This window comes from Stenotrophomonas indicatrix, assembly GCF_050573115.1.
GTDB lineage: Bacteria > Pseudomonadota > Gammaproteobacteria > Xanthomonadales > Xanthomonadaceae > Stenotrophomonas > Stenotrophomonas lactitubi_A.
Genome location: NZ_JBNYZT010000005.1, coordinates 146,879 through 171,852 on the forward strand (window position 1 = coordinate 146,879; position 24,974 = coordinate 171,852).

Below are 24,974 nucleotides of genomic sequence, written 5' to 3' on the forward strand. Positions count from 1 at the left end.
GAGTCCGCATGTCCGCCCTCAAGCCTGAACCGATTTCCCACACTGCCGAGATGGTGATCGCCACCGTCGTCGGCGTCGCTGTTGGCCTGACCGTGGACAATCTGCTGCTGGGCTGTGGCGTGGGTATCGCAGTGGGCATCCTGCTGAGCATCATCAAGACGCTGTACGTGGACCGGAAGCGTCGACGCAAGTAGGGTTCTGCGGCAGGGCTGCGCCCTGCACCCGCGTTAGTGCCGGCCGCTGGCCGGCAACCTCAACCTCAACAGCAACAGCAACAGCAACAGCCGGCATTCCGTGGGATGGCGGGGCGGTGTCGGATTGCGGGGACGCCGTGAACCCATCCCTGGGGCTTGGCAGCCGCATCCATGCGGCTGACACCCCGCAATCCGTCACCGCCCCGCCTTCGACAATTTCCCGCTGCTGTTGGGCTGCTGTTGGGCTGCTGTTGGTAGGTGTCGACCTTGGTCGACACGTAGATCCACGCCATGCGTGGATGCTCTTCGTTCAATTGTCGACATATTCGATTCCGATGGAGATTCATCCACGCATGGCGTGGATCTACCGGCCACCGGAAAACGGTCGAAGGCGGGGTGGGTCCGGTTGCGGGGGTGTCCGCGGCATGGATGCCGCGGCCAAGCCCCCAGGGATGGGTTTACGGCGTCCCCCGCAACCGGACCCACCCCGCCATCCCACGGAAACCCGCTGTTGCTGTGGCTTGCGCCCTGGCCTCTGCGGGTGCAGGGCGCAGCCCTGCCGCCGTAAACTAACCTTCGTTGCCCGCAGGATCTGCCATGTTCGATATCTCTCCCCGGCTCGATTGTGCCGGCCGCATACTTCGCCTGGACCGTGCCCGGGTCATGGGGATCGTCAACGTCACCCCGGATTCGTTCTCCGACGGCGGTGCCCATGACACCACCGAAGCGGCGGTCGCGCATGGCCTGAAGCTGGTGGAGGAGGGCGCCGACCTGCTCGACATCGGCGGCGAATCCACCCGCCCGGGTGCAGCGCCGGTGTCGATCGACGAAGAGCTGCGCCGTGTCTTGCCGGTCATCGAGCAGCTGGTTGCGCGCACATCGGTGCCGATCAGCATCGACACTTTCAAGCCGGAGGTGATGCGTGCCGCAGTCGCTGCAGGCGCCGGGATGATCAACGACATCTTCGGCCTGCGCCAGGAGGGTGCGTTGGAGGCGGCGGCAGACACTGGCGTGCCGGTGGTGCTGATGCACATGCAGGGCGAGCCGGGTCACATGCAGTCCGACCCGCAGTACGACGATGTCGTCACCGAGGTGCATGGCTTCCTGGTGCAGCGGTTGTTCGCCGCCGAGATGGCCGGCATCGCCAAGAAGAATCTGCTGATCGATCTTGGCTTCGGCTTCGGCAAGACCACCGCGCACAACATCACCCTGCTGGCCCGCTCCGAGCGCTTTCTCGAGCTGGGCGTGCCGATGCTGGCCGGACTGTCGCGCAAACGCAGTCTGGGCGAGCTGACCGGTCGCGAGTCACCGGCAGAGCGCGTCGCTGCATCCGTGGCCGCACACCTCATCGCCGTGCAGCGCGGGGCCCGTATCGTGCGCGTGCACGATGTGGCGGCGACGGTCGATGCCTTGAAGGTCTGGCAGGCGGTCGACGCGGTGCCCGCTGTCCGGGTGGATGCCAAACCGACCCTCCGCTGGCCGGACGAAGACTGATGGCAGTCGATCAGAGGCCGCTGGCGATCGCCGTGATGGGGCCGACCGCCAGTGGCAAGACCGCCACCGCGATCGCGCTGGCGCAGCAACTGGATGGCGAAATCGTCAGCGTCGATTCGGCGCTGGTCTATCGCGGGCTGGATATCGGTTCGGCCAAGCCTGATGCCGCCGAACGCGCGCAGGCGCCGCACCATCTGCTGGACCTGCGCGATCCTTGGCAGACCTATTCGGCCGCCGAGTTCGCCGCCGACGCCGGCCGCGTGGTGGCCGACATCGTCGCCCGGGGCAAGACGCCGATCCTGGCCGGCGGAACGGGCCTGTACTTCCGTGCGCTGCTGCAGGGACTGTCGCCGATGCCGGAAGCAGACCCGGCGATGCGCGATGTGCTGAGCGCCGAGGCTGCCGAGCGTGGCTGGGCGGCCCTGCACGCCGAACTTGCCACCGTCGATCCCACCGCCGCTGCACGCATCCATGCCACCGATCCGCAACGCATCCAGCGGGCGCTGGAGGTCTACCGGCTGACCGGCACGCCGATCAGTGAATGGCAGCGCCGCCCAGGCGTCGCCCCGTTGCCGGTGCGCACGTTGAAGCTGATTCTGGCGCCGCGCGACCGCGCCGTCCTGCACCAGCGCATCGAGGCGCGCTTCGACGCCATGCTCGCCCAGGGCTTTCTCGACGAAGTGCGCGCCCTGCGTGCGTTGCCGGACATGCAGGCGGTCGCCGCGCCGCTGGACCTGCCAGCCGTCCGCGCGGTGGGGTATCGCCAGGCCTGGGAGTACCTGGACGGCGAGGGGGACCAAGTCCGCTTCCGTGACAAGTCCATTTTCGCCACCCGGCAACTGGCCAAGCGCCAGCTGACCTGGCTGCGCGGCGAGCTTGATGCGCGCTGGTTCGACCCCCATATGGATGGGGAGCGCCTGGCAGGCGCGGTGTCGACCTTCGTTGCACGCTGAACCGACGCTGGCCGTGTACCATCATGGGCCGGCAAGCGGCTCGGGGGCCGCGGCAACCGCCGGCTACCAATAAGAACAATAATCAGGAGTGTGCAATGTCCAAGGGGCAATCGCTGCAGGATCCTTTCTTGAATGCACTGCGGCGCGAACGCGTGCCGGTTTCGGTGTACCTGGTCAACGGCATCAAGCTGCAGGGCACGATCGAATCGTTCGATCAGTTCGTTGTCCTGCTGCGCAACACCGTCAGCCAGATGGTCTACAAGCACGCCATTTCCACCGTGGTGCCGGCGCGCAACGTCAAGGTCGGCCCGGGTGGTGGGTACGTGCAATCAGGTGAGGATGGTCAGGCGGGTGATGAAGCAGACGAATGATGTTGGAGCGGTGAATGTTTGACCGCTCGAAAAAGGGCGAACACGCCCTGTTGATCCAGCCGCATTTCGGCAAGCTGGAAGACGATGTGCTGGAAGAATTCGGTGATCTGGCCCGCTCGGCTGGGGCCAGCATCGCGGTGACCATCACCGCGCGCCTGGATCGTCCCAATCCATCGACCCTGCTCGGCAGCGGCAAGCTGGATGAGATCAAGGCCGCCGCTGAAGCAACCGGCGCAGATCTGATTCTGGTCAACCACGCGTTGAGCCCGGGTCAGGAGCGCAATCTGGAACGTTTCCTGGAGCGCCGGGTGATCGACCGTACCGGTCTGATCCTGGACATCTTTGCCCAGCGTGCGCGCAGCCATGAAGGCAAGCTGCAGGTCGAGCTGGCCCAGCTGCGCCATATGGCGACACGGCTGGTGCGCGGCTGGACCCATCTGGAGCGCCAGCGTGGTGGTTCGATCGGTCTGCGCGGCCCGGGTGAAACACAGCTGGAAACCGATCGTCGCCTGCTGCAGAAGCGGGTTGAACAGCTGCAGAAGCGGCTGGAAAAAGTCGAAGTGCAGCGCACCCAGATGCGCCGTGCGCGTGTGCGCAGCGAATTGCCGCGCGTGGCCCTGGTGGGCTACACCAATGCCGGCAAATCGACCTTGTTCAATGCGATGACCGGCGCCGAGGCCTATGCGGCTGACCAGTTGTTCGCGACCCTGGATCCGACCGTGCGCCGCATAGCCGTGCCTGGTGGCAACGTCGTGCTGGCCGATACGGTTGGGTTCGTACGCGACCTGCCGCATGACCTGGTGGCGGCCTTCCGTTCGACCCTGTCTGAAGCGCGGGAAGCGGATTTCCTGCTGCACCTTGTCGATGCCGCCGATCCGCACCGCGAGGAGCGCATCGCCCAGGTCGACGAAGTGCTGACCGCCGTCGGTGCCGGCGACCTGCCGCAGCTGCTGGTGTTCAACAAGATCGACCGCATCGAGGGTGCCGACGTGCGCCACGATGGCCAGGACGGCGTGCCGGACGAATCGCGGCGTGAGCGGGTGTGGATCTCCGCCCGCGACGGGCAGGGCATCGAGCTGTTGCAGGCCGTGCTCGGCAAGCGGTTGGGTCTGCAGCACGTCACCGGCGAGCTGCGCCTGCCACCCAGTGCCGGCCGCCTGCGCGCGCGCCTGCACCAGCTGGAAGTGGTCCGCAGTGAACAGGCCGATGAAGAAGGCTGGCTGTTGCAGGTCGATCTTCCCATCGCCGAGGCCGAGAAGCTGGCGGCCAGCGCCGATGGCGAGCCGATCCGGGCCCTGCTGCCGGAAAAGCTGCCCGAATGGTGAGGTAGTGCCGGCCGCTGGCCGGCAGTTCCTGCGGCCCCGTGCCGCGACACCACCTTGCGATCTGCGGTACAACGTGCAGGTTCTTCATCTTTCAGCTACCCCGATGTCCTTCCCGACCGACGCCGAACTCAACGCCCAGGCCGCTGCGCTGGGCCAGCGCCTGCAGCAGGCTTCGCTGCAGCTGGTGACTGCTGAAAGCTGCAGCGGTGGCTGGATCGCCAAGTGCATGACCGACATCGCCGGTTCGTCGGCGTTCTTCGATTGCGGCATGGTGGTTTACAGCTACGAAGCCAAGCAGCGCCTGCTCGGCGTGCGCGCGCAGACGCTGGAGCAGTTCGGTGCGGTCAGCCGCGAGACCGTGCTGGAAATGGTGTCCGGGGCGCTGGTCAATTCCGGTGCCGGCATCGCGGTGGCAGTGACCGGCATCGCAGGGCCGGGCGGTGGCAGCCCGGACAAGCCGGTCGGCAGTGTCTGGATCGGTTGGAAGCGCCGCGGCGGCTATGCCCGTGCCGAGCTGTTCCAGTTCGACGGTGACCGTGAAGCCATCCGCCGGCAAACCGTAGCGGCGGCATTGCACGGCATCGACGCCCAGCTGTGACATGCTGCTCCGGCAATCAACCGGAGTAGGCAACGATGTGGGAGACGCTGGGCACCGTCCGTGACCTTGGTCGGCTGCAGGAAATCGCCGCCGTCCTGATCCGCTACGGCTTCGGCGACGTCGTGCGGCGCATCGGCCTGGCCACGGTGCTCGAACGTACCGGCCGCCTGCTGCATTGGAACGAGGAGCGGCAGGAGATGCTGCGGATGACCGCGCCGGTGCGCGTGCGCAGCGCCCTGCAGGAACTCGGTCCGACGTTCGTGAAGCTGGGCCAGGTGCTCGCCACCCGTGTGGACCTGCTGCCGCCGGACTGGATCGCCGAACTCTCCGAGTTGCAGAACGCGGTCCCTGCATTGCCCTATGAAAAGATCCGCGAACAGCTGGAGGCCGATCTCGGTGCGCCGCCTTCGCAGGTGTTCGCCTTCCTTGATGAAACCCCGATGGCCGCTGCTTCATTGGCCCAGGCGCACCGTGCGCGGCTGCGCGATGGCCGCGAAGTGGTGTTGAAAGTGCGTCGCCCCGGAATCCGTGACGTGGTTGAAGCCGATCTGCGATTGCTGGCACGGCTGGCAGAGATCGTTGAGGCACGCCTGCCGGATCTGCGCCGCTATCGGCCCGCCGAGGTGGTGCAGCAGTTCACCGTGTCGCTGCGGCGCGAGCTGGATTTCGCCGCTGAGTGCCGCAACGCCGAGCGCATCGCGCGCAACTTCGAGGGGCGTGACGACATCCTGATTCCGGCGGTGCATTGGCAATGGACCTGCGAAAGCCTGAATGTTCAGGACTTCGTCGACGGCATTGCCGGACGTGATCTGGCCGGGGTCGATGCGGCTGGTCTCGACCGCCGTGAACTGGCCCGGCGCGGCGCCGACATCGTATTGAAGATGGTGCTGGAGGACGGCAGCTTCCACGCCGATCCACACCCGGGCAACATCATCTACCTGCGTGATGGCCGCATCGGCGTGATCGATTTCGGCATGGTCGGGGCCTTGTCGGAGGTACGCCGCTTCCAGGTCGCACAGCTGCTGCATGGTCTGGTGGAACAGGACCCGCAGGGCGTGGCCGACGTGCTGCTGGACTGGGCGGGAGGCGTGGAAGTGGACGAGAACCGGTTGCAGCACGACATCAGCCTGTTCGTCGACCAGTACCGCGGCGTGCCACTGAAGGACCTGCGCATCGGCCTGATGCTGGGCGACATCACCCAGTTGCTGCGCAGCTACAACCTGACCCTGCCGGCGGATCTGGCATTGATGATCAAGGCCTTCCTGACCCTGGAGGGCATGGGCCGCCAGCTCGACCCGGACTTCGACATGGCCAGCGCCGCACGCCCGTTCCTGGAACGGGTAGTGCTGCAGCGCTATGCACCGCGGGCACTGCTGAAGCGTGGCCGACGCAGCTTGCTGGGCATGATCGACTTTGCCGGCGAACTGCCGCGGGATCTGCGCAAGCTGGTGCAGGCTGCGCGCCGTGGTCGCCTGCAGCTGAAGGTCGAGACCAGCGCGCTGCAGGGCTTCGGCGATCAGGTCAATCGCGCCGCGAACCGGATGGTGATGGGCATCGTCACTGCCGCCCTGATCATCGGCTCCTCGATCGTGATGCACAGCGTAGGCGGCGTCTCCAGCCGCTGGCTGCTGGCGCTGGGCGTGTGCGGTTTCATCGGCGCAGGGTTCTGCGGGGTGTGGATCCTGTTCTCGATCTGGAGAAGCGGTAAGCACACGTAGTGCGCTTACCGCTGCGGTTCCCACCGGGAACCGCGGAATCGCGCAGCAATTCGTGTAGAGCCGACCGCTGGTCGGCTGCCTTCGCCTTTGCCGCCCGGGCACTCGCCCGATTACCGAGCATGGCTCGGCACTACAGGTCGGTTTCGGCCCGCATTGCGCCTTGTCGCCCCCGGCACTTGCAGTCCTGGGTGTTAGTAGTAATACTACTAATCATGGACCTGACCGACACCCAGCAGGCGATCCTGCAGTTGATCGCCGAGCGTATCGAGAGCGAAGGGGCACCCCCTTCGCAGACTGAAATCGCACGTGCCTTCGGCTTCAAGGGGGTGCGTGCGGCGCAGTACCACCTGGAAGCGCTGGAGCTGGCTGGGGCGATCCGTCGCGTACCGGGCCAGGCACGCGGCATCCGCCTGGTGCAGGCGCCACCGGTGGAGAAGCTCGCCGAGCCGGGCCTGCCCGACAGCGTCCTGCGGCTGCCGATCCTGGGCCGGGTTGCGGCAGGTCTGCCGATCGGCGCCGACATCGGCTCGGATGATTTCGTGGTGCTGGACCGGGTGTTCTTCTCGCCGGCACCGGACTACCTGCTGAAGGTGCAGGGCGACTCGATGATCGACGAAGGCATCTTCGATGGCGACCTGATCGGTGTGCATCGCACCCGTGATGCCCATTCCGGGCAGATCGTGGTGGCGCGCATCGATGACGAGATCACCGTCAAGCTGTTGAAGATCGCCAAGGACCGGATCCGCCTGCTGCCGCGCAATCCCGATTACAAACCGATCGACGTGCTTCCTGACCAGGATTTCTCGATCGAGGGCCTGTACTGCGGGCTGCTGCGACCGAACCGTTGACGATTCACCCTGCATTTCCCGCGGTCTTTTGTGGCGATTCTCTGGTTCTGCTGAGGTTGGTACGGATGTCCGATAATTTTTTTCCGAACGCCGGGCAGAATCTCAGCCTGTGCGATACGCCAGCCTTAAAGTGAACCCATGGCCAAGAAAACTTCCAAAGACAGCACCTCCAACGACGTGACCTCTGCAAGGACCAATCCGATGGACGAGAACAAGAAGCGCGCCCTCGCTGCAGCTCTGGGCCAGATCGAAAAGCAGTTCGGCAAGGGCTCGGTGATGCGCATGGGCGACCGTGTGGTCGAGCCCGTCGAGGCGATTCCGACCGGTTCTCTGATGCTGGATATCGCATTGGGCATTGGTGGCCTGCCCAAGGGTCGCGTCGTGGAAATCTACGGCCCGGAATCCTCCGGCAAGACCACGTTGACCCTGCAGGCCATCGCCGAGTGCCAGAAGCTGGGCGGTACGGCCGCCTTCATCGATGCCGAGCACGCGCTGGACCCGATCTACGCAGGCAAGCTGGGCGTCAACGTCGACGATCTGCTGCTGTCGCAGCCGGATACCGGTGAGCAGGCGCTTGAAATCGCCGACATGCTGGTCCGTTCCGGTTCGGTGGACATCCTGGTGGTCGACTCGGTGGCCGCATTGACCCCGAAGGCTGAAATCGAAGGCGAGATGGGCGACCAGCTGCCAGGCCTGCAGGCCCGTCTGATGAGCCAGGCGCTGCGCAAGCTGACCGGCAACATCAAGCGTTCCAATACGCTGGTGGTGTTCATCAACCAGTTGCGTCACAAGATCGGCGTGATGATGCCGGGCCAGAGCCCTGAAGTGACCACCGGCGGCAACGCGCTGAAGTTCTACGCTTCGGTCCGCCTGGACATTCGTCGTATCGGTGCGATCAAGAAGGGTGACGAGATCATCGGCAACCAGACCAAGATCAAGGTCGTCAAGAACAAGCTGGCACCCCCGTTCAAGCAGGTCATCACCGAGATCCTGTACGGCGAGGGCATCAGCCGCGAAGGCGAACTGATCGACATGGGTGTGGAGGCCAAGCTGGTCGAGAAGGCCGGTGCCTGGTACAGCTACGGTGAAGAGCGCATCGGCCAGGGCAAGGACAACGCCCGCGGCTATCTGCGCGACAACCCGCAGGTTGCGGCCAAGCTCGAGGCCGAGCTGCGCGAGAAGTTCCAGCCGAGCGAAGCCGCCCGCGAGCAAGGCGACGACGAAGACGGCGACGACGAGTAAGGCTTGCTGTGGGGCAGGGCGGCGCCGTCAGTGACGTCGCCCTGTCCTGCAGATTCGGTTTCCCCGACGGGGGACGCGCCAGGGACGGCGCATTTGATTGAAGGCGAGCATGAACGATTCCGACGCCCCGGCACCCGGCCGCAAGCGCCGCGTACGCGAACAGACGCCTGTCCAGCGCGCCTTGGGGTTGCTGGTGCGGCGCGAGCATTCGCGCAAGGAGTTGACCCGCAAGCTGACCTCCCGGGGTATCGAGGGCGAGGCGGCGCAGGCCGCGGTCGACAAGCTGACCGAGGCTGGCTGGCAGGACGACACCCGGTTTGCCGAGAATCTGGTGCGTATGCGCGCCAATACCGGCTATGGCCCCATCCATGTGCGGGCCGAACTGGGTACCCATGGGCTGGACAGCGAGCAGATCGCTGCCGCCATGGAGACCTTTGAAGGCGACTGGACGGAGAACGCCCGGGATCTGGTCCGTCGCCGCTTCGGTGAGGCTGGCCCGCAGGACCTGGCGCAGCGTCGCAAGGCTGCCGATCTGCTGGCCCGCCGGGGCTTTGATGGCGACAGCATCCGCCGTGCGACCCGTTACGATCCGGACGACTGAGACTGATGGCGCCGGGCCTGATACCCTTTGGGGTTTCGGCGGTCCGTTCGACCCTGGCCACTGCGGCTGGCGGCGCGGGCCCCGGCCCGCAGACTGCCAGCCCCCATGAACGCATCCGCCAAATTCACGACATCCCAGATCCGCAGCGACTTCCTTGAGTTCTTCAAGGGCAAAGGCCACACCATCGTGCCGTCGGCGCCGCTGGTGCCGGGCAACGATCCGACCCTGCTGTTCACCAACTCCGGCATGGTGCAGTTCAAGGACGTGTTCCTGGGCGCGGAGAAGCGCAGCTACGTGCGTGCGGCCGACGTCCAGCGCTGCCTGCGTGCCGGTGGCAAGCACAACGATCTCGACCAGGTGGGCTACACCGCCCGCCATCACACCTTCTTCGAAATGCTGGGCAACTGGTCCTTCGGCGATTACTTCAAGAAGGATGCGATCGCCTGGGCCTGGGAGCTGCTGACCCAGGTCTGGAAGCTGCCGGCCGAGCGCCTGCTGGTCACGGTCTACCAGACCGACGACGAGGCCTACGCGCTGTGGCGCGACATGATCGGCATTCCGGAAGAGCGCATCGTTCGCATCGGCGACAACAAGGGTGCGCCCTTCGCCTCGGACAACTTCTGGCAGATGGCCGATACCGGTCCGTGCGGGCCGTGCACCGAGATCTTCTACGACCACGGTGACCATATCGCCGGTGGCCCTCCGGGCTCGCCGGATGAGGACGGCGACCGCTTCATTGAAATCTGGAACCTGGTGTTCATGCAGTTCGATCGCCAGCAGGACGGCACGCTGATGCCGCTGCCGGCGCCGTGCGTGGATACCGGCATGGGCCTGGAACGCCTGGCTGCGATCCTGCAGCACGTGCACACCAACTACGAGATCGACCTGTTCCAGGCGCTGATCCGCAAGGCATCGGAACTGACCGGCACCGCCGATCTGGAAAACAAGTCGCTGCGGGTGATCGCCGATCACATCCGCGCCTGTTCGTTCCTGATCGTCGATGGCGTGCTGCCGTCCAACGAAGGCCGCGGCTATGTGCTGCGCCGTATCATCCGCCGCGCGCTGCGACACGGCTGGATGCTGGGCGTGCGCCAGCCGTTCTTCAGCAAGCTGGTGCCGACCCTGGTCGAGCAGATGGGCGAGGCCTACCCGGAACTGCCGGCGCAGGCCGATACCGTCGTGCGTGCACTGCAGGCAGAAGAAGAGCGTTTCGCTGAAACCCTCGACTCGGGCATGAAGATCTTCGACGACGTCGCCGCCAAGGTCAGCAATGGCGTGATTCCGGGCGTGGACGCCTTCCGCCTGTACGATACCTACGGCTTCCCGCTCGACCTCACCCAGGACATCGCCCGCGAGCGTGACCTGACCGTGGACATCGACGGCTTCAATGCCGCGATGGAGACGCAGCGCGAGACCGCGCGTGCGGCCGGCAAGTTCGGCGGCGGCGTGACTCTGTCGGCCGATCTGGTCGCCACGCTCAAGCCGACCGTCTTCCTCGGCTATGACCGCCTGCAGGCCGACGATCTCCGCGTGGTCGCGATCCTCAAGGATGGCCGCCCGGTGGACGCTGCCCAGGCCGGTGACGAGGTCATCGTGCTGACCAGCCAGACCCCGTTCTACGCCGAGTCCGGCGGCCAGGTCGGCGACACCGGCATCTTGTCCGCTGCTGGCGTGCAGATGCAGGTGAGCGACACCCAGAAGTTCGCGGGCCAGTTCCATGGCCACGTCGGCAAGCTCACCCAGGGCAGCCTGAAGATCGGTGATGTGCTGTCCGGCCAGGTCGATGGCGAGCGCCGTGGCGCCACCATCCTCAACCACTCGGCCACCCACCTGTTGCATGCCGCCCTGCGCGAAGTGCTGGGCACCCACGTGCAGCAGAAGGGCTCGCTGGTGGCGCCGGACCGCCTGCGCTTCGACTTCTCGCATTTCCAGCCGATCAGCGCCCAGGAACTGGCGATCATCGAGCGCAAGGTCAACCAGCAGGTGCGCGTCAACAATGCTGTTGAAGTACACAACATGGGCATGCAGGAGGCGCTGGACTTCGGCGCGATGGCCCTGTTTGGCGAGAAGTACGGCGAGAACGTGCGCGTGCTGAAGATGGGGGACTACTCCACCGAGCTGTGTGGTGGTACCCACGTCAACCGGACCGGTGATATCGGTCTGTTCAAGATCACCTCCGAGGGCGGCGTATCGGCCGGTGTGCGTCGTATCGAGGCCGTCACCGGCCAGGGCGCGCTGGACTACGTGGACGCCGAGGAGGCGCGCCTGGCCGAGGCCGCTGAACTGCTGGGTGGCAGCGCAGCCGACGTGGTCGAAAAGATCCGCGCGCTGGGCCTGCGCCAGAAGCAGCTGGAGCGCGAATTGGAGGCCTTGAAGGCCAAGGCCGCCGCCGGTGCCACAGCGGATCTGTCCGGTCAGGCCGTCGAGGTCGCCGGCGTGAAGGTCCTGGCCGTCCGTCTGGAAGGCTTCGATGCCAAGGCCCTGCGCGATGCCATGGACCGCCTGAAGCAGCAGCTGGGCGACGCGGTGATCGTGCTGGCCGGTGCCCAGGACGGCAAGGCGGCCCTGGTCGCGGGCGTGAACGGCAGTGCAATGGGCAAGGTCAAGGCCGGGGAACTGTTGTCCCATATCGCCGGTCAGATCGGGGGCAAGGGCGGCGGACGCCCGGACCTCGCCCAGGGTGGTGGCGAGGACGGGCCCGCCCTTGCCACCGCGCTGGCTGCGGTTGTCGAGTGGGTCAGCCCCCGCCTCTGATGAACCCTTGCCGTCCCCCTCCTTGTAGGAGCGGGACGGCTGACGGTACCATTGCGAATCTTTTCCCTTTGTCGTGGGCGCGCTTCTTGACGGAGCGTCAAGCCGGTGGGGGATACCCTTCCACACGGTTCCATGGAGACTTAAAAAAATGTTGATCCTGACTCGCCGCGTCGGCGAAACCCTGATGATCGGTGACTCGGTGAGCGTCACCGTGCTTGGCGTCAAGGGTAACCAGGTGCGTATCGGCATCACTGCGCCGAAGGACGTCGCTGTGCATCGCGAAGAGATCTACCAGCGCATCCAGCGTGGTGACGAAGCCGGCAGCACCGGTGGTGAAAATTCTGCGGAATAAGGCTTTACCTTCGCGCGTGATTAACGTTATGATTCACGCCCCGCTGAGGTGCAACGCACCAGACGCGGAGAAAACCCCGGAGCGATGCCCGAGCGGCTGAAGGGGCTCCCCTGCTAAGGGAGTATAGGGTCAAAAGCTCTATCGAGGGTTCGAATCCCTCTCGCTCCGCCAGATGCAAAGAAGCGCCTGCAGATCCTCGATCTGCAGGCGTTTTTCTTTTCAGCTCCCTCAAAGCTTCACGGTCACACCGACCTGGAACCCACGACCGGGCAGCGGTGCGATGTACTTCAACGGCGAGTTGTGTGGACGCGCTTCGTCATCCAGAAGGTTGCTGCCGTTGACGAACACCTCCACCCCAGCGATGTAGGCATTGCGTACCGGCAGCTCGCGGCTGACCTGCAGATCGACCAGGTTGAACGCATCCAGCGGAATCTCCTCGCTGACGTTGCGACCCAGATACTTCTGCTTGTCGTAGTAGGTACTGGACAGTTGTACCTTCCAGCTGTCGCGCTGCCATTGCAGGTTGGCGCCATAGCGGTTGGTCGGCATGTTCGGCAGGTACTCGCCGTCGTTGTGCGCGCGCAGCGTGTCCGGGCGATCGGCGTGGTTCCTGACCAGATCGGCGAAGGCGGACAGATTCAATTTTCCGTAACCGCCAAGATCGAGCGCCTGTGAGGCATCGATCTCGAATCCCTTCACCGTGGTGTCGGTCTGCTTCCAGTACTTCAGCGTCAGGCGATTGGCCATCTGCATGCCGGAGTGGCCCTGGTAGAGGTAGTTGTCGTACTTCATCCGGTAGGCGGTGGCCGACAGCGCGAAGCCGCCAAGGTGGAACAACCCCGTCAGCTCCAGGTTCTTCGCGCGTTCCGGCTCCAGGTTCTGGTTGCCTTCTTCCTGGGTCATCACCGAATAGTGCGCATTGCTGGCATACAGCTCGTTGATCTCCGGTGCGCGCTGCGAAGACGAATAGCGCACCTTGGCTGCGAACAGCGGGCCGAGCTCGACATACGAACCCAGGCTGTAACTGTTGAGACGATAGGAGCGGTCCTGCAGCGTGGTGTTGGCAGCATTGCGCGAGGTCTTGAAGCGGCTGGGCTGCAGGTCATGGTCCACGCGTTCATGGCGGACGCCGGCATCGAAGGACGCCCAGCCGAAGTCGAGGGTTTCCTTCAGGAACACCGCGTTGCTGCGCGTTTCCACATCAGGCAGGTAGCGCAGCGTGCCGCTGCCGGTGACGTCGCGCGCCTGATGGCTCAGGCCCAGCACGCCGCTGAGCGGCCCGACCGGTTGATGTGCCAGCAGCAGCTCGGCCTGGGTGCTCTGGAAGTCGTAGTCGTTGGCCCTGGTCGAGCCCAGGCGCTCGCCCGAGGTGTTGTCCAGTTTTGAAACCCGCAGTTCGGCGCGTTCGACGTACGGCAGTGGGTCCCGCAGCAACGCTTCCAGGGCGTAGCGCTGCTGTTTGATCACCACGCCCACCGGCAGGCCGTCGGCAGGGTTCGCGCCGAAGGACAGGTTCTGCATCGAGAAGCCCGGCACACCGTATTCGCTGTCCTTGGCATCGATGCTGACGCCGACGTAACCGCGATCGAAGAACCAGGTCGAACCGAGTGCTACCTGCGAACTGCGTGAGTAGCTGTTGCCCAGCCGGTGGTGGTAATCGGGGGTCACATCGTTGTTGATCTGCTTCTGCACATACGACGGCGTGCCCGCCACATAGGCCGGATTGACCGGATTGACGTACGTGCGGCGCTGCCAGATCGACGTCGGGCTGTTGGTATAGAAGGAAAAATCGCCATCGGCCCAATCGGGGTTCTCGGTCATGAACTGGTCGATGTAGGGTTGCGAGGCCTTGTTGTAGAGCTGCTGGACGCGTGCTTCTTTCTGGCAGCTGTCGGCCAGCGCCGAGTTGACGCCGCCGGTGGCCGGGAACAGCCGGGTGTTGCAGACGCCCGCCTTGCTGTTGCCGGGAATGTCGTAGTACGAAATGCGTTGCCGCGAGACCTGCAGGTTCGTCGAGACATTCCGCTGGTTGTTGAAGTTCATGCGGAAGCCCTGCGCATCGGCCGCGTTGAAACCTTTGCGCAGGACCAGTTCCATCGACTGGTCCTTGTCCTCCATCGTGCGCGAGATCAGGCCGGAGTCGATGTCGACGCTGCCGCCGATCGCGTTGCCGCCGTAGCGGACGGTATCGGAGGATTTGTTGACGGTGACGCTGCGAACGAACAGCGGATCGAACGGAATGTTGATGTCGCCGCTGAAGGCGTTCATGCCCAGGATGGACTGGCCGTCCTCCAGGATCTGCACGCGGTTGCCGCTGAGGCTGCGGATGACCGGTGCGCCGGCGTTGGGCCCGAAGGCGCTGTTCTGCACGCCGGAGACATGTTCAAGCATGCCGCCGAGGGTGCGGTTCTGGGCCTGCGAGGCCTCGACAGTGACGATGCTGTCGATCCGGGAGGGCTTGCTTGCCTCGACCCGGACGGCGGGCAGGGTAGGGTCGTCCGCGGCATGGGCGTTGTGGACGACGAACAGGATGGCTGCAGCAAGCAGTTGACGACGCATGGCACACTCCGTGAAGAGAATGTGAAATGTTATAACGTAACTATTTAGCTTCACAAGTCGCAGGAGACGGCGGAATGGAGGCGTAGAGATTGGCCTGGCAATAGGCGGCAGCGTGGCCGCTTGCACGCCCGGCCGCTGGCGCGCAGCATCCGGCTTTGCAGGTCCCCACAATGCACCTGCAGGACCTTGCTCACTTGAAAGGAGCCTCGCATGAAGCTGTTGTCCGCCGCGTTGCTGTCCGTGGCCCTGCTGCAGGCGATGCCTGCCCTGGCTGAAAGCCCGAAGTCCTCGCCGCTGCTCGGCCGCTGGTCGCTGGATATCGCCACGTCCGCGCTGCCTGAAGCACAGCGTCCGCAACAGGTCGTGCTGGAATTCAAGGATGCCGGCGCGGGCAGGTGGAGCTCGCACGTGGATATCGTCCTGCATGATGGCAAGACGATGAAATCCGACGGTACGCTGGCACTGGATGGCACGCCCGCTGCGCTGACCGGCAGCTACGGCGCCAACCAGGCGACGCTGAAACTTCCGGCGCCGAACACGCTGGTGATGCAGCTGGTCGATCACGGCGAGCCGGCATCCACCCGTGTGTATACGGTGGCCGCCGACCGTTCAACGATGACCGAAACCAAGGCGTTCTTCGGTCATGACGGCACGCCGATCCTGCAGACCAACCTGTTCAAGCGCTTGCCGTAGACGTGTGATGCAGCGACACCCGCAGAAGCGCGCTCTGCGGATGCCGTTGCTGCGCTGTCATGCGGCGGCGGGGTCGCGCTTGCCGGTATCGATCCCGTACCGGTCTATCGCCTGCTGCAGCAGGCTTCGTTCGACATGCCCGTCATCGGCCAAGGCCTTCAGTGCCGCCAGCACGATGAAGTGTCGATCAACCTCGAAGAACGACCGCAGTGATTCGCGTGTATCCGAGCGGCCGAAGCCATCGGTGCCGAGTGCGATGAAGCGACGGTCGTTGACGAAGGGGCGGATCTGGTCGCCGACGATCTTCATGTAATCGGTCGCCACCACCACTGGGCCGGCATGGTCCTGCAGGCGCTGCTGCACGTAGGCAACACGCGGTTCGTCAGCCGGGTGCAGCAGATTCCAGCGCTCGACGGCCAGGCCGTCGCGGCGCAGTTCGGTCAGGCTGGTGGCGCTCCAGACGTCGCTGCTGATACCGAAATCCTGCTGCAGAAGATCGGCAGCGGCCAGCACCTCGCGCAGGATCGAGCCACTGCCCATCAACTGCACGCGCGGCTGTGCAATGGTGTCGGCAGCGGCGGGGCGCAGTAGATAGAGCCCCTTCAGGATGCCGGCTTCGGCACCGTCGGGCAGAGCCGGGTGCGGGTAGTTCTCGTTGAGCAGGGTGATGTAGTAGTAGATGTCTTCCTGGTCCACGTACATGCGGCGCAGGCCGTCGTGGATGATCACCGCCAGCTCGAAGTTGTAGGTCGGGTCGTAGGACACGCAGCTGGGAATCACCGAGGACAGCACGTGGCTGTGGCCATCGTCGTGCTGCAGGCCTTCGCCCATCAGCGTGGTGCGGCCCGAGGTGGCGCCAAGCAGGAAGCCACGGGTGCGCGCGTCGGCCGCGGCCCAGGCCAGGTCGCCGACGCGCTGCAGGCCGAACATCGAATAGAAGATGTAGAACGGAATCGTGGCCAGATCGTGGTTGGCGTACGCGGTACCGGCGGCGATCCACGAACAGATCGCGCCGGATTCGTTGATGCCCTCCTGCAGGATCTGGCCGTCCTTGGCTTCCTTGTAATAGCTCAGCTGGCCAGCGTCCTGCGGTGTGTACAGCTGGCCGAGGAAGGAGTGGATGCCGATCTGGCGGAACAGGCCTTCCATGCCGAAGGTGCGTGATTCATCGGGCACGATCGGGATCACCAGCCTGCCCAGCTCGGGATCCTTGAGCAGGGTGGTGAGGATGCGCACGAAGCCCATGGTGGTGGACTGGCCGCGATCACCACTGCCCTGCAGTTGGACGTTGAACGTGGACAGCGGCGGCAGCGGCAGCGGTTCGACCTGTGCCAGTCGTGCCGGCAGCTGGCCACCCTGCGCCTGGCGACGCTTCGCGAAGTAGAGCGCCTCCGGGCTGCCCGGTGCCGGGCGCAGGTACGGCATTTCCTCCAGCTGTTCATCGCTGACCGGCAGATCGAAACGGTCGCGGAAAGCGCGCACCGCATCGGTGCTCATCTTCTTCAACTGGTGATTGATGTTCTGGCCTTCGCCGGCCTCACCCATGCCGAAGCCCTTCACCGTCTTGGCCAGCACCACGGTCGGCCGGCCCGGGGTGTTCACTGCCTGCTGGTAGGCGGCGTACACCTTCTGCGGATCGTGGCCGCCACGTGCCAGCGCCCATATCTCGTCGTCGCTCATGTGCGCGACCAGCGCCAGCAGTTCCGGATTGCGTCCGAAGAAATGCTCGCGTACATAGGCACCGCTCTGTGACTTGAAGGTCTGGTAGTCACCATCGACGCATTCCATCATGCGCTGGCGCAGCAGCCCGCTGTGATCGCGTGCCAGCAGGTCGTCCCAGCCACCGCCCCAGATCACCTTGATGACGTTCCAGCCGGCAGCACGGAAGGTGCCTTCCAGTTCCTGGATCACTTTGGCGTTGCCGCGCACCGGACCGTCCAGGCGCTGCAGGTTGCAGTTGACCACGAACACCAGGTTGTCCAGGCGCTCGCGCCCGGCCAGCGAAATGGCCGCCAGCGATTCGGGCTGATCCATTTCGCCATCACCGAGGAAGGCCCAGACCTTGCGGCCCTGATGCTCCTTCAGACCACGGTATTCCAGGTAGCGCATGTAACGGGCCTGATAAGCCGCAGTCAGCGGGCCCAGGCCCATCGATACGGTGGGGAACTGCCAGAACTCCGGCATCAACCGCGGGTGCGGGTACGAAGACAGCCCCTCACGCCCAGCCTCGCGGCGGAAGTTGTCCATGCGCTCGGCACTGATGCGACCTTCCACGAACGCACGGCCATAGATGCCCGGCGCGGAATGGCCCTGGATGTAGATCATGTCGCCGTCGAAGGTGTCGGTACGGCCACGGAAGAAATGATCGAAGCCCACGTCATACATGACCGCTGCGGACTGGTAGGTGGCGATGTGGCCGCCGACATTGGAATGCTTGCCGGCGCGCAGCACCATCACCATCGCGTTCCAGCGGATCATCGCGTTCAACCGCCGCTCGATGGCCAGGTCGCCCGGGTAGGCGGGCTGGCGCTCGGGTGGAATCGTGTTGGTGTAAGCGGTCCATGCGCGGGTGTGCAGGTCGCCATGCTGCTGCACATCAAGCTCATCGAGCTGGTCCAGCAGATAGTGCGCGCGGGGGCGGCCGCCAGCCTCGATCACGGCGTGCAGGGACTCGCGCCATTCGCGGGTTTCCTGCGGATCGGTGTCGAGAGGGAAGTGTGCCTGGTTCATGCTGCGTCTCCAGAGAGCGCCGGTCGGCATCTGCGCGACACCGCCGGCAGGGCGACAGCTCTGGAGCGGAATCGCGCCGGCAGGGCCGTGGCGCGGGGGCGGCCTTGGTGGCTGCCGGGGAGACAAGCGTAGGCGGCGCATGGGTTGGCCGGTAGACAGGTGAGGGTTGGGTCTGCGCGAACCTGCGCTTTGCCCGGCGGCGCTGCAATGCGGCTGTCATCGTCGGTGTGCACCCTGCTGGGTTTTCCAGCCTCGGGGTGGTTGGTCGGTTGTGAACAGCGTCAGGATCTGGGAGAAGAGCTACGCCTTGCGGCGCCGCCTGCTGCGTGGCTTCTTCCTTCGGCGTGGTTCACAGGCTGCCGATGCCGAGGATCTGGCGCAGGAGGTCTACCTGCGCCTGTTGCGCAGCACCGGCGAAGACGCCGCGGCGATCGAGAACCCTGAAGCCTATCTGTTCGCCGTGGCAGCCAACCTGGCCCGTGAACAGGCACGCTCGCGCTCCGGCCTGCCGCAGATCGAGGACGTCGACCTGCTGGCCGAGGTACTCAGCAGCGAAGAGGACATCGAGGGTGATTTCGAGCGTGCGCAGCGCTGGAGCGGGATCCGCGGCGCCATCGCGCAACTGCCACCCACGACGCGGCGGGTGATGGAACTGCACTACCGCGAAGGACTGGATTGCCAACAGGTGGGGGCGCAGCTGGACGTGTCGGTGCACATGGTGCGCAAGCACATCGGCAAGGGCCTGGATGCCTGCAGGAAGGCGCTGGGCGCCGGGAAGGACGGATGAACCGGCAGGAGCCTGCAGCGATGGATGACGAGGTGGCCGAACAGGCTGCGCACTGGTTCCTGTGCAACCGCGAGGGTGACCTGAGCGCTGCGCAGCGCGCCGAGTTCATGGCGTGGATGAAGGGCTCGCCCGAGCACGTACGCGCGTACCTGCATGCCCTGCATCTGCACCGGCAGGTGGGCGCGGCCATGTCGGCGCACGTACAGGAACAGGGAAGCAGGGCAGTCCTGCCCGTGCTGCGGGCAACGGCGAAAGTGGTGCCGTTGTTTGCCGCGCCCGTGCCCGCGCCGCGCGCCGTGGTTGCAACACGAACGCGCCGGCCGCTCTGGAGGCGGGTGGCTGCGGTGGCGTGCGGACTGTTGCTGGTGGCCGGTCTGCTGCCGTGGCTGATGCCGCGCGAACAGATGCTGGTCGCCGGGCACGGGCAACTGCGTGAGGTGGTGCTGGCTGACCGGACCCAGGTGCGGCTGAATGCAGACAGCCGTCTGCGGGTGACCGTCGGCTGGTTCAGCCGCCGCGTCGAACTGCTGCAGGGCGAGGCCACATTTGATATCGCAGCGGATCGCCGGCCCTTCGAGGTACGGGTCGGTGATCTGCAGATCCGTGACATCGGCACCGTGTTCGATGTGTCGCGCCGGTTGCAGAGCACGCGTATCGGCGTGGTATCCGGCGAGGTGGAGGTCTGGACCGCCGGTGATGGGCAACGCCGGCTGGCGCAGCTGCCCGCCGGGCGGGTGGTCCAGGTCGATCATCTCAGCCATGCGGTGCAGCCGCTGGAAATACCGATGTCCATGCTGCTGGACTGGCAGCAGCGCCGGGTGTCGTTCCGTGATGAGCGGCTGGACGAGGTGGCTGCTGCGTTCAACCGGCACAACCAGGTGCAGGTACGGGTGACCGATGACGTGGCGCGGGCGGCGCGCCTGTCGGGCAGCCTGGAGGCGCACCGGGTCGCAGCGCTGCAGGCATTCCTGCAGCGGGACGCGCGCTTCGTCATCCGTCGCGAACAGGACACGGTATGGGTCTCCAGCCGCTGATCCCGGTTGGGCGATGGGCTGTCAGAAAAAATTCATCGAATCGGCGTTCTCCACTTCCGCCGATGCCGGCTCTTACTTGGGAGAAGCCGCTGTCGAATGCCGACGCGGCAGCAGCAGTCCTCTCTCCTGCAAGGAACCGTGATGCGCAAGAAGCTCTATCTGTCGGTGGTACTGGCCTTGTCTCCCTGTCTGGGCGCGCATGCGCAGGCGGCGTCGTCCAACGGGCTTGAGACCAGGGTCACTGCAGCGATCGCCGCGCAGCCTTTGAGCCAGGCACTGGAGCAGCTGTCACGCAGCTCCGGCGTGCAGTTCCTGTATGCCGGCGCGGGCAATGCACCCATGGCGGGCGCGGTACCGCGGGGGGCCACCGTCAAGCAGGCGCTGGACACGCTGCTGGCCGGCACCGGCCTGCGCTACACGGTGCTGGACGGCAACGTGATCGCCATCGATGCGGCACCGGCAAAGCGCGAAACCGGGCCGGCCGCACCGGCACCGCAGCAGCCGCAAGCCGTGGTCGCTCCGACCCTGGGAACGATCAGGGTGATCGCTGCGCATGAGGTGATCGAACAGAAGAAGACCTCGCCGGTGATCAAGGATTCGGTGATCTACGACGAGATGGACAGCTACGGCGATGAGACGCTGGCCGAGAGCCTGATGGCTGCGCCGGGCCTCAGTGCGGTGGAGGATGCGGGTGAACCGCGCTATGTGACCGTGCGCGGGGTTCAGGCCAATCTCAACTACACGACCATCGATGGCATCGCGATCGCAAGCGTGGGCGGCAGTGGCTCCGGCGAACGCATGAACAACCTGCAGCTGATTCCCAGCGACATCGGCACCCGCACGGACATCTACAAGAGTTTCAGTGCCGAGCAGGCACCTGATGCCATCGGTGGTGTGATCGACATCATCAGCCGTAGTGCCTTTGACCGCTCCGGCAAGTATGTGTTCGCCGACGTGGCCGGCATCTATTCCACGGCCGAGACCAATGTGGGGCGCAGCGCGGGTGGCGACCACAAGACACTGGGCCACTTCGGCAAGAGCGCCAAAGCGGTGTTCTCCAACCAGTTCGGTGCAGACGATCAGTTCGGCATCGTCGCAGTTGCGCGCTATGAGCAGCGATCACGCAACAGTGTCAAGCGCTGGGTGGAATCGAACTATTACTACAACGATGCCGGCAAGTACCTCACCGACGGAACCACCGGCCCGGACGAGGCGAAAGGCTGGAACGGCCTGCGCGCGCCGGGCAACTTCAGCACCGGCACCTACACCAACTACATCACCAACTTCGGTGGCTCGGCCAAGCTGGAATGGAAGCCGTCGGACGATCCGTTCTATGCCTCGCTGCTGTTGTATTCGTACCGGTTCTACGAGAACTCGACGATGAACAAGACCGATCTGTATGGCAACGCCAAGTTCCCGATACGCAACCAGACCGAGGACGGCGGCACCACCCAGATCAACAGCATCTACATCAAGAACCGCCATGACCGCTGGGACCGCAGTAACCGCGGTGCGATCGCCAGCTTCAACTGGGATATCGGCGACCTCTCGCGGCTGACCCTGCGCGCCGGCCACACCGAAGAGACCTTCCACAACACCCAAGTCTACTGGGGCGTACGCGCGTACCCGAGCAACCTGTTCGTCGACTATGCCAACGACAGTCATGGCTTTCCGAACGCGGTGGGTGTGTCGGACTCCAGTCTGCTGACCAGCTCGGCGTTCAAGCTCAATCCCGCGCAGGCCTACATCTCGCCGCGCGACGCGAAGGAGAGCATCGACAACCTGCGTGCCGACTTCAGCTACAACATCGATGCCGATGCGCGCGGCTTCGGTCTCGCCGCCGGTGCCGAATATCGCCACCTGAAGATCTGGCAGGACATCGATTTCGATTACTACAAGACCAGCGCGACCTTGAACGACTATCTGTATCCGGGTTCGACCCTGCTGGGCAGCGTCCCCGGCTTCCCGCTGATCGACAACCGCAAATGGCATGACGAGCTGTACCCGAAGCTGGGCAACAACGATGCGGCCTACCCGAATGCCGATTTCACCAGCGACTACAAGTACGTGGAAGACATCGCCAACGCCTACGTTTCGGCGCATTACGCCTGGGACCGGCTGCTGCTGATCGGCGGCCTGCGCTATGACCACACCTCCTTCGATGCGTTCAGTCCGTTCAGTGATGATGGCGGTACCACCTACACCTCGGCATTCCGCAAGAGCAGTGGCGGCTACAACAACCTGCTGCCGTCATTGAACGCGACCTTCAAACTGAGCGAGAACCAGCGCCTGCGCTTCTCCGCCAGCCGCACGCTGGGCCGGCCGACACCCAGCAACATCGCCCAGGCCACCAGCACCAGCTGTGGCGATGACGAGCTGGGCGGAGGCTTCTGCACCATCAAGCAGGGCAATGCCTCGCTGCAGCCGCGCCGCGCCACCAACCTCGACCTGGCCTGGGACCTGTACTTCAACGGCAACAACGGCCTGGTGTCGGTCGCGTTGTTCGACAAGGTGATCAAGGACGACATCTATACCCTGACCACGTTCGAGAACATCGGCGACGTCCGCTATCGCGTCACGCAGCCGATGAACACCGATGAGTCCACGCTGCGCGGTGTCGAGTTCGCGGTGGCAAACCGCAATCTGCAGTGGGGCCGCCACCGCTTCGACATGTACCTCAATGCCACCCGACTGGACGGGCAGACCAACTACCGCATCAGCGATGGCAGCGAGCGCCGGCTGGACCGCCTGCTGTACCAGCCCGACTGGTCGGTGAACGGCTCGGTGATCTGGCGCATGCCGTGGAAGAGCTCGCAGCTGCGCGTGTCCGGTACCTACCGCAGCCGCATGCTGGTCGACTTCGGCGATACCCAGTGGCTGGACTCGTACTACGACCCGTACATGACCTTCAACCTGGCCTTCAGCCACAAGGCCAGCAAGCACGTGACGCTGAAGTACGAGGCGAAGAACCTGTTCAATACCCAGCCCACCTACAGCACCGGTCCGAACGGTCGCTTCCGCACCGAGATCGACGACTACGGTCGCTTCTTCTACTTCCACATCATCTACAACTGAGGGCGGCCGTCTTGGATACGATCAATCGCAGGCGCTTCCTTGCCCTGTCGGGACTTTCCGCGTTGGGTGCGTGGGTCGGCACTGCCCGCGCGCTGGCTGCGCAGAGCGATGCGGCAGCACTGAATCCACGCAATCTGCTGGCCTCGCCGCGCTTTGCCAGTACGCCGTTCACCCTCGGCGTGGCGTCGGGTGATCCGTCGGCCGACGGCATGGTGCTGTGGACGCGGCTGGCCACCGAGCCCCTGGTGTTCGGTGGCGGCATGCCCACCCGGCCGATGGTGGTGGGATGGCAGGTGGCTGATGACGAGGGCATGCGCACCGTGGTGCGGCAGGGTACCTCGCTGGCCCACCCCGAACTGGGCCATGCGCTGCACGTGGAACTGGACGGCCTGCTGCCTGGGCGGCCGTACTGGTACCGCTTCACCGTGGGAGGCCATGCCAGTGCGATCGGACGCACCCACACCCTGCCTGCGGCGAACGCGCCGATCAAGCGCGTGCGCTTCGCGGTGGCCGGATGCCAGCATTTCGAGGAAGGGCACTACACGGCTTGGCGGCACATTGCCGAGGAACCACTCGATTTCGTGTTCCATTACGGCGACTACATCTATGAGGGTGAAAGCCAACCCGGCATGCGGAAGATGAACGGTCAGCCGTTCACCAACCTGCGCAACCACGTTGGCCCACAGACCTATACGCTCGACGACTATCGCCGCCGCTACGCGCAGTACAAGACCGATACGGACCTGCAGGCGGCGCACGCTGCGTCACCGTGGTTCGTGACGTTCGACGACCATGAAGTGGACAACAACTGGGCGGGTGCCGAAGACCAGGACGGTACGCCCAGCGAGCTGTTCCTGCTGCGCCGCGCACAGGCGTTCCAGGCGTATTACGAAAACATGCCGTTGCGCGCTTCGTCGTTCCCGCGCGATGGTCATATGCAGATGTTCCGTCGCGCGCGCTACGGCACGTTGCTGGACCTGCACCTGCTCGATACCCGCCAGTACCGCAGCAAGCAGGTGGACATGGCGCAGCGCGGACAGGTGGAATCTTCCGAGCGCAGCATTGTGGGTGCGAAGCAGGAGCAATGGCTGTTCGACGGCCTGGCCGATGCGGCACCGCGCTGGCACGCGATCGCGCACCAGGTCTCACTGGGCAACTACATGCGCGAGAAGGACGGCGTCGTGCAGTCGTCCGATGACCAGTGGTCCGGCTACCTGTCCAGCCGCCGCCGCCTGCTTGATCACATCCAGAAGGTGGGCTTCGGCAACGTGGTGACCGCCTGTGGCGATGCGCACCGCCACTATGCCAGCGACCTGGTGCAGGACAGCACCGATTCCGGGGTGATCTCCAGCGAGTTCCTGGCGACCTCGATCAGCTCGGGCGCCGACGGGCAGGGTATGGATGCGTATGCAGAGAACCAGCTGCGGCACAGTCCCCACCTGAAAGCGACGACGGACAAGCGCGGTTACGTGCTGTGTGATGTCACCCGCGATACCTGGATCGGTGACATGAAGACGCTCGATACGGTCATGCGGCCGAACGGCACGCTGCAGAGCTGGAAGCGCTATGCAGTGGAGCACGGCCGGCCGGGGTTGCAGGAGGCCTGAGCCCGTAGAGCCGGGCAATCGCCCGGCTCTACGGAAGTG

19 protein-coding genes and 1 tRNA gene are annotated in these 24,974 nt (G+C 64.9%); 18 read left to right on the plus strand and 2 right to left on the minus strand.

Annotated elements, in window-relative coordinates; genetic code table 11:
• Nucleotides 1-8 precede the first annotated feature (8 nt).
• From ACQ5SA_RS13440 to ACQ5SA_RS13500, 13 genes are all read left to right on the plus strand, one after another.
• The gene (locus tag ACQ5SA_RS13440; protein WP_230112967.1) at nt 9-194 is read left to right on the plus strand and encodes a hypothetical protein; all 186 of its coding nucleotides are present in this window, start codon (nt 9-11) and stop codon (nt 192-194) included.
• 597 nt (nt 195-791) lie between these two features.
• Nucleotides 792-1,688 (plus strand): dihydropteroate synthase, encoded by an 897-nt coding sequence (gene folP / locus ACQ5SA_RS13445; RefSeq protein WP_499314456.1) that lies wholly within the window; start codon nt 792-794, stop codon nt 1,686-1,688.
• The gene (gene miaA / locus ACQ5SA_RS13450; RefSeq protein WP_499314457.1) at nt 1,688-2,641 is read left to right on the plus strand and encodes a tRNA (adenosine(37)-N6)-dimethylallyltransferase MiaA; all 954 of its coding nucleotides are present in this window, start codon (nt 1,688-1,690) and stop codon (nt 2,639-2,641) included. Before folP ends, miaA begins: the two co-directional genes overlap by 1 nt.
• 95 nt (nt 2,642-2,736) lie before the next feature.
• On the plus strand, nt 2,737-3,012 hold the full coding sequence (gene hfq, locus ACQ5SA_RS13455) for an RNA chaperone Hfq (RefSeq protein WP_025878916.1): 276 nt from the start codon (nt 2,737-2,739) through the stop codon (nt 3,010-3,012).
• A 14-nt stretch (nt 3,013-3,026) separates the two neighbouring features.
• Nucleotides 3,027-4,337, plus strand: coding sequence for a ribosome rescue GTPase HflX (gene hflX, locus ACQ5SA_RS13460; RefSeq protein WP_089240267.1), 1,311 nt, complete (start codon nt 3,027-3,029; stop codon nt 4,335-4,337).
• A gap of 103 nt (nt 4,338-4,440) precedes the next feature.
• On the plus strand, nt 4,441-4,935 hold the full coding sequence (locus tag ACQ5SA_RS13465) for a CinA family protein (RefSeq protein WP_140225895.1): 495 nt from the start codon (nt 4,441-4,443) through the stop codon (nt 4,933-4,935).
• Between the two features lie 35 nt (nt 4,936-4,970).
• Entirely contained in the window at nt 4,971-6,653 is a 1,683-nt protein-coding gene (gene ubiB / locus ACQ5SA_RS13470; RefSeq protein ID WP_353099732.1) for a 2-polyprenylphenol 6-hydroxylase, read from the plus strand.
• 212 nt (nt 6,654-6,865) lie between these two features.
• Nucleotides 6,866-7,501, plus strand: coding sequence for a transcriptional repressor LexA (lexA, locus tag ACQ5SA_RS13475; RefSeq protein ID WP_499314458.1), 636 nt, complete (start codon nt 6,866-6,868; stop codon nt 7,499-7,501).
• A gap of 201 nt (nt 7,502-7,702) precedes the next feature.
• Entirely contained in the window at nt 7,703-8,743 is a 1,041-nt protein-coding gene (gene recA, locus ACQ5SA_RS13480; RefSeq protein ID WP_089240273.1) for a recombinase RecA, read from the plus strand.
• A 109-nt stretch (nt 8,744-8,852) separates the two neighbouring features.
• A complete protein-coding gene (recX, locus tag ACQ5SA_RS13485) occupies nt 8,853-9,344 on the plus strand; it encodes a recombination regulator RecX (protein ID WP_089240275.1) in 492 nt (163 codons plus the stop codon).
• A 105-nt stretch (nt 9,345-9,449) separates the two neighbouring features.
• Nucleotides 9,450-12,098, plus strand: a complete 2,649-nt coding sequence (gene alaS, locus ACQ5SA_RS13490; protein ID WP_499314459.1) for an alanine--tRNA ligase — start codon at nt 9,450-9,452, stop codon at nt 12,096-12,098.
• A gap of 148 nt (nt 12,099-12,246) precedes the next feature.
• Nucleotides 12,247-12,450, plus strand: coding sequence for a carbon storage regulator CsrA (gene csrA / locus ACQ5SA_RS13495; protein ID WP_025878924.1), 204 nt, complete (start codon nt 12,247-12,249; stop codon nt 12,448-12,450).
• 78 nt (nt 12,451-12,528) lie between these two features.
• A tRNA-Ser gene (locus ACQ5SA_RS13500) sits at nt 12,529-12,621 on the plus strand.
• A 57-nt stretch (nt 12,622-12,678) separates the two neighbouring features.
• Here ACQ5SA_RS13500 and ACQ5SA_RS13505 read toward each other — a convergent pair.
• On the minus strand, nt 12,679-15,009 hold the full coding sequence (locus tag ACQ5SA_RS13505; RefSeq protein WP_499314460.1) for a TonB-dependent receptor: 2,331 nt from the start codon (nt 15,007-15,009) through the stop codon (nt 12,679-12,681).
• 210 nt (nt 15,010-15,219) lie between these two features.
• On the opposite strand from ACQ5SA_RS13505, the gene ACQ5SA_RS13510 reads away from it, so the two are divergent.
• On the plus strand, nt 15,220-15,702 hold the full coding sequence (locus tag ACQ5SA_RS13510; protein ID WP_353099358.1) for a LuxR family transcriptional regulator: 483 nt from the start codon (nt 15,220-15,222) through the stop codon (nt 15,700-15,702).
• Between the two features lie 57 nt (nt 15,703-15,759).
• Here ACQ5SA_RS13510 and aceE read toward each other — a convergent pair whose 3' ends face one another.
• Nucleotides 15,760-18,432: a pyruvate dehydrogenase (acetyl-transferring), homodimeric type gene (gene aceE / locus ACQ5SA_RS13515; protein ID WP_499314461.1), complete on the minus strand. Its 2,673-nt coding sequence runs from the start codon at nt 18,430-18,432 to the stop codon at nt 15,760-15,762.
• A 271-nt stretch (nt 18,433-18,703) separates the two neighbouring features.
• On the opposite strand from aceE, the gene ACQ5SA_RS13520 reads away from it, so the two are divergent.
• From ACQ5SA_RS13520 to ACQ5SA_RS13535, 4 genes are all read left to right on the plus strand, one after another.
• A complete protein-coding gene (locus ACQ5SA_RS13520; protein WP_089240285.1) occupies nt 18,704-19,219 on the plus strand; it encodes an RNA polymerase sigma factor in 516 nt (171 codons plus the stop codon).
• Nucleotides 19,216-20,253 carry a FecR family protein gene (locus tag ACQ5SA_RS13525; RefSeq protein WP_499314462.1) on the plus strand — a complete coding sequence of 346 codons (1,038 nt, stop codon included), beginning with the start codon at nt 19,216-19,218 and terminating at the stop codon, nt 20,251-20,253. Before ACQ5SA_RS13520 ends, ACQ5SA_RS13525 begins: the two co-directional genes overlap by 4 nt.
• 141 nt (nt 20,254-20,394) lie before the next feature.
• A complete protein-coding gene (locus ACQ5SA_RS13530; RefSeq protein WP_499314463.1) occupies nt 20,395-23,328 on the plus strand; it encodes a TonB-dependent receptor in 2,934 nt (977 codons plus the stop codon).
• A gap of 11 nt (nt 23,329-23,339) precedes the next feature.
• Nucleotides 23,340-24,935 carry an alkaline phosphatase D family protein gene (locus ACQ5SA_RS13535; protein ID WP_499314464.1) on the plus strand — a complete coding sequence of 532 codons (1,596 nt, stop codon included), beginning with the start codon at nt 23,340-23,342 and terminating at the stop codon, nt 24,933-24,935.
• The last annotated feature ends 39 nt before the right edge of the window (nt 24,936-24,974 follow it).

What these genes read in the sequence shown, in the direction of transcription:
- ACQ5SA_RS13440 (WP_230112967.1), top strand. Translation starts at nt 9, where the DNA reads ATGTCCGCCCTCAAGCCTGAACCGATTTCCCACACTGCCGAGATGGTG.
- folP (WP_499314456.1), top strand. Translation starts at nt 792, where the DNA reads ATGTTCGATATCTCTCCCCGGCTCGATTGTGCCGGCCGCATACTTCGC.
- miaA (WP_499314457.1), top strand. Translation starts at nt 1,688, where the DNA reads ATGGCAGTCGATCAGAGGCCGCTGGCGATCGCCGTGATGGGGCCGACC.
- hfq (WP_025878916.1), top strand. Translation starts at nt 2,737, where the DNA reads ATGTCCAAGGGGCAATCGCTGCAGGATCCTTTCTTGAATGCACTGCGG.
- hflX (WP_089240267.1), top strand. Translation starts at nt 3,027, where the DNA reads ATGTTTGACCGCTCGAAAAAGGGCGAACACGCCCTGTTGATCCAGCCG.
- ACQ5SA_RS13465 (WP_140225895.1), top strand. Translation starts at nt 4,441, where the DNA reads ATGTCCTTCCCGACCGACGCCGAACTCAACGCCCAGGCCGCTGCGCTG.
- ubiB (WP_353099732.1), top strand. Translation starts at nt 4,971, where the DNA reads ATGTGGGAGACGCTGGGCACCGTCCGTGACCTTGGTCGGCTGCAGGAA.
- lexA (WP_499314458.1), top strand. Translation starts at nt 6,866, where the DNA reads ATGGACCTGACCGACACCCAGCAGGCGATCCTGCAGTTGATCGCCGAG.
- recA (WP_089240273.1), top strand. Translation starts at nt 7,703, where the DNA reads ATGGACGAGAACAAGAAGCGCGCCCTCGCTGCAGCTCTGGGCCAGATC.
- recX (WP_089240275.1), top strand. Translation starts at nt 8,853, where the DNA reads ATGAACGATTCCGACGCCCCGGCACCCGGCCGCAAGCGCCGCGTACGC.
- alaS (WP_499314459.1), top strand. Translation starts at nt 9,450, where the DNA reads ATGAACGCATCCGCCAAATTCACGACATCCCAGATCCGCAGCGACTTC.
- csrA (WP_025878924.1), top strand. Translation starts at nt 12,247, where the DNA reads ATGTTGATCCTGACTCGCCGCGTCGGCGAAACCCTGATGATCGGTGAC.
- ACQ5SA_RS13505 (WP_499314460.1), bottom strand. Translation starts at nt 15,009, where the DNA reads ATGCGTCGTCAACTGCTTGCTGCAGCCATCCTGTTCGTCGTCCACAAC.
- ACQ5SA_RS13510 (WP_353099358.1), top strand. Translation starts at nt 15,220, where the DNA reads ATGAAGCTGTTGTCCGCCGCGTTGCTGTCCGTGGCCCTGCTGCAGGCG.
- aceE (WP_499314461.1), bottom strand. Translation starts at nt 18,432, where the DNA reads ATGAACCAGGCACACTTCCCTCTCGACACCGATCCGCAGGAAACCCGC.
- ACQ5SA_RS13525 (WP_499314462.1), top strand. Translation starts at nt 19,216, where the DNA reads ATGAACCGGCAGGAGCCTGCAGCGATGGATGACGAGGTGGCCGAACAG.
- ACQ5SA_RS13530 (WP_499314463.1), top strand. Translation starts at nt 20,395, where the DNA reads ATGCGCAAGAAGCTCTATCTGTCGGTGGTACTGGCCTTGTCTCCCTGT.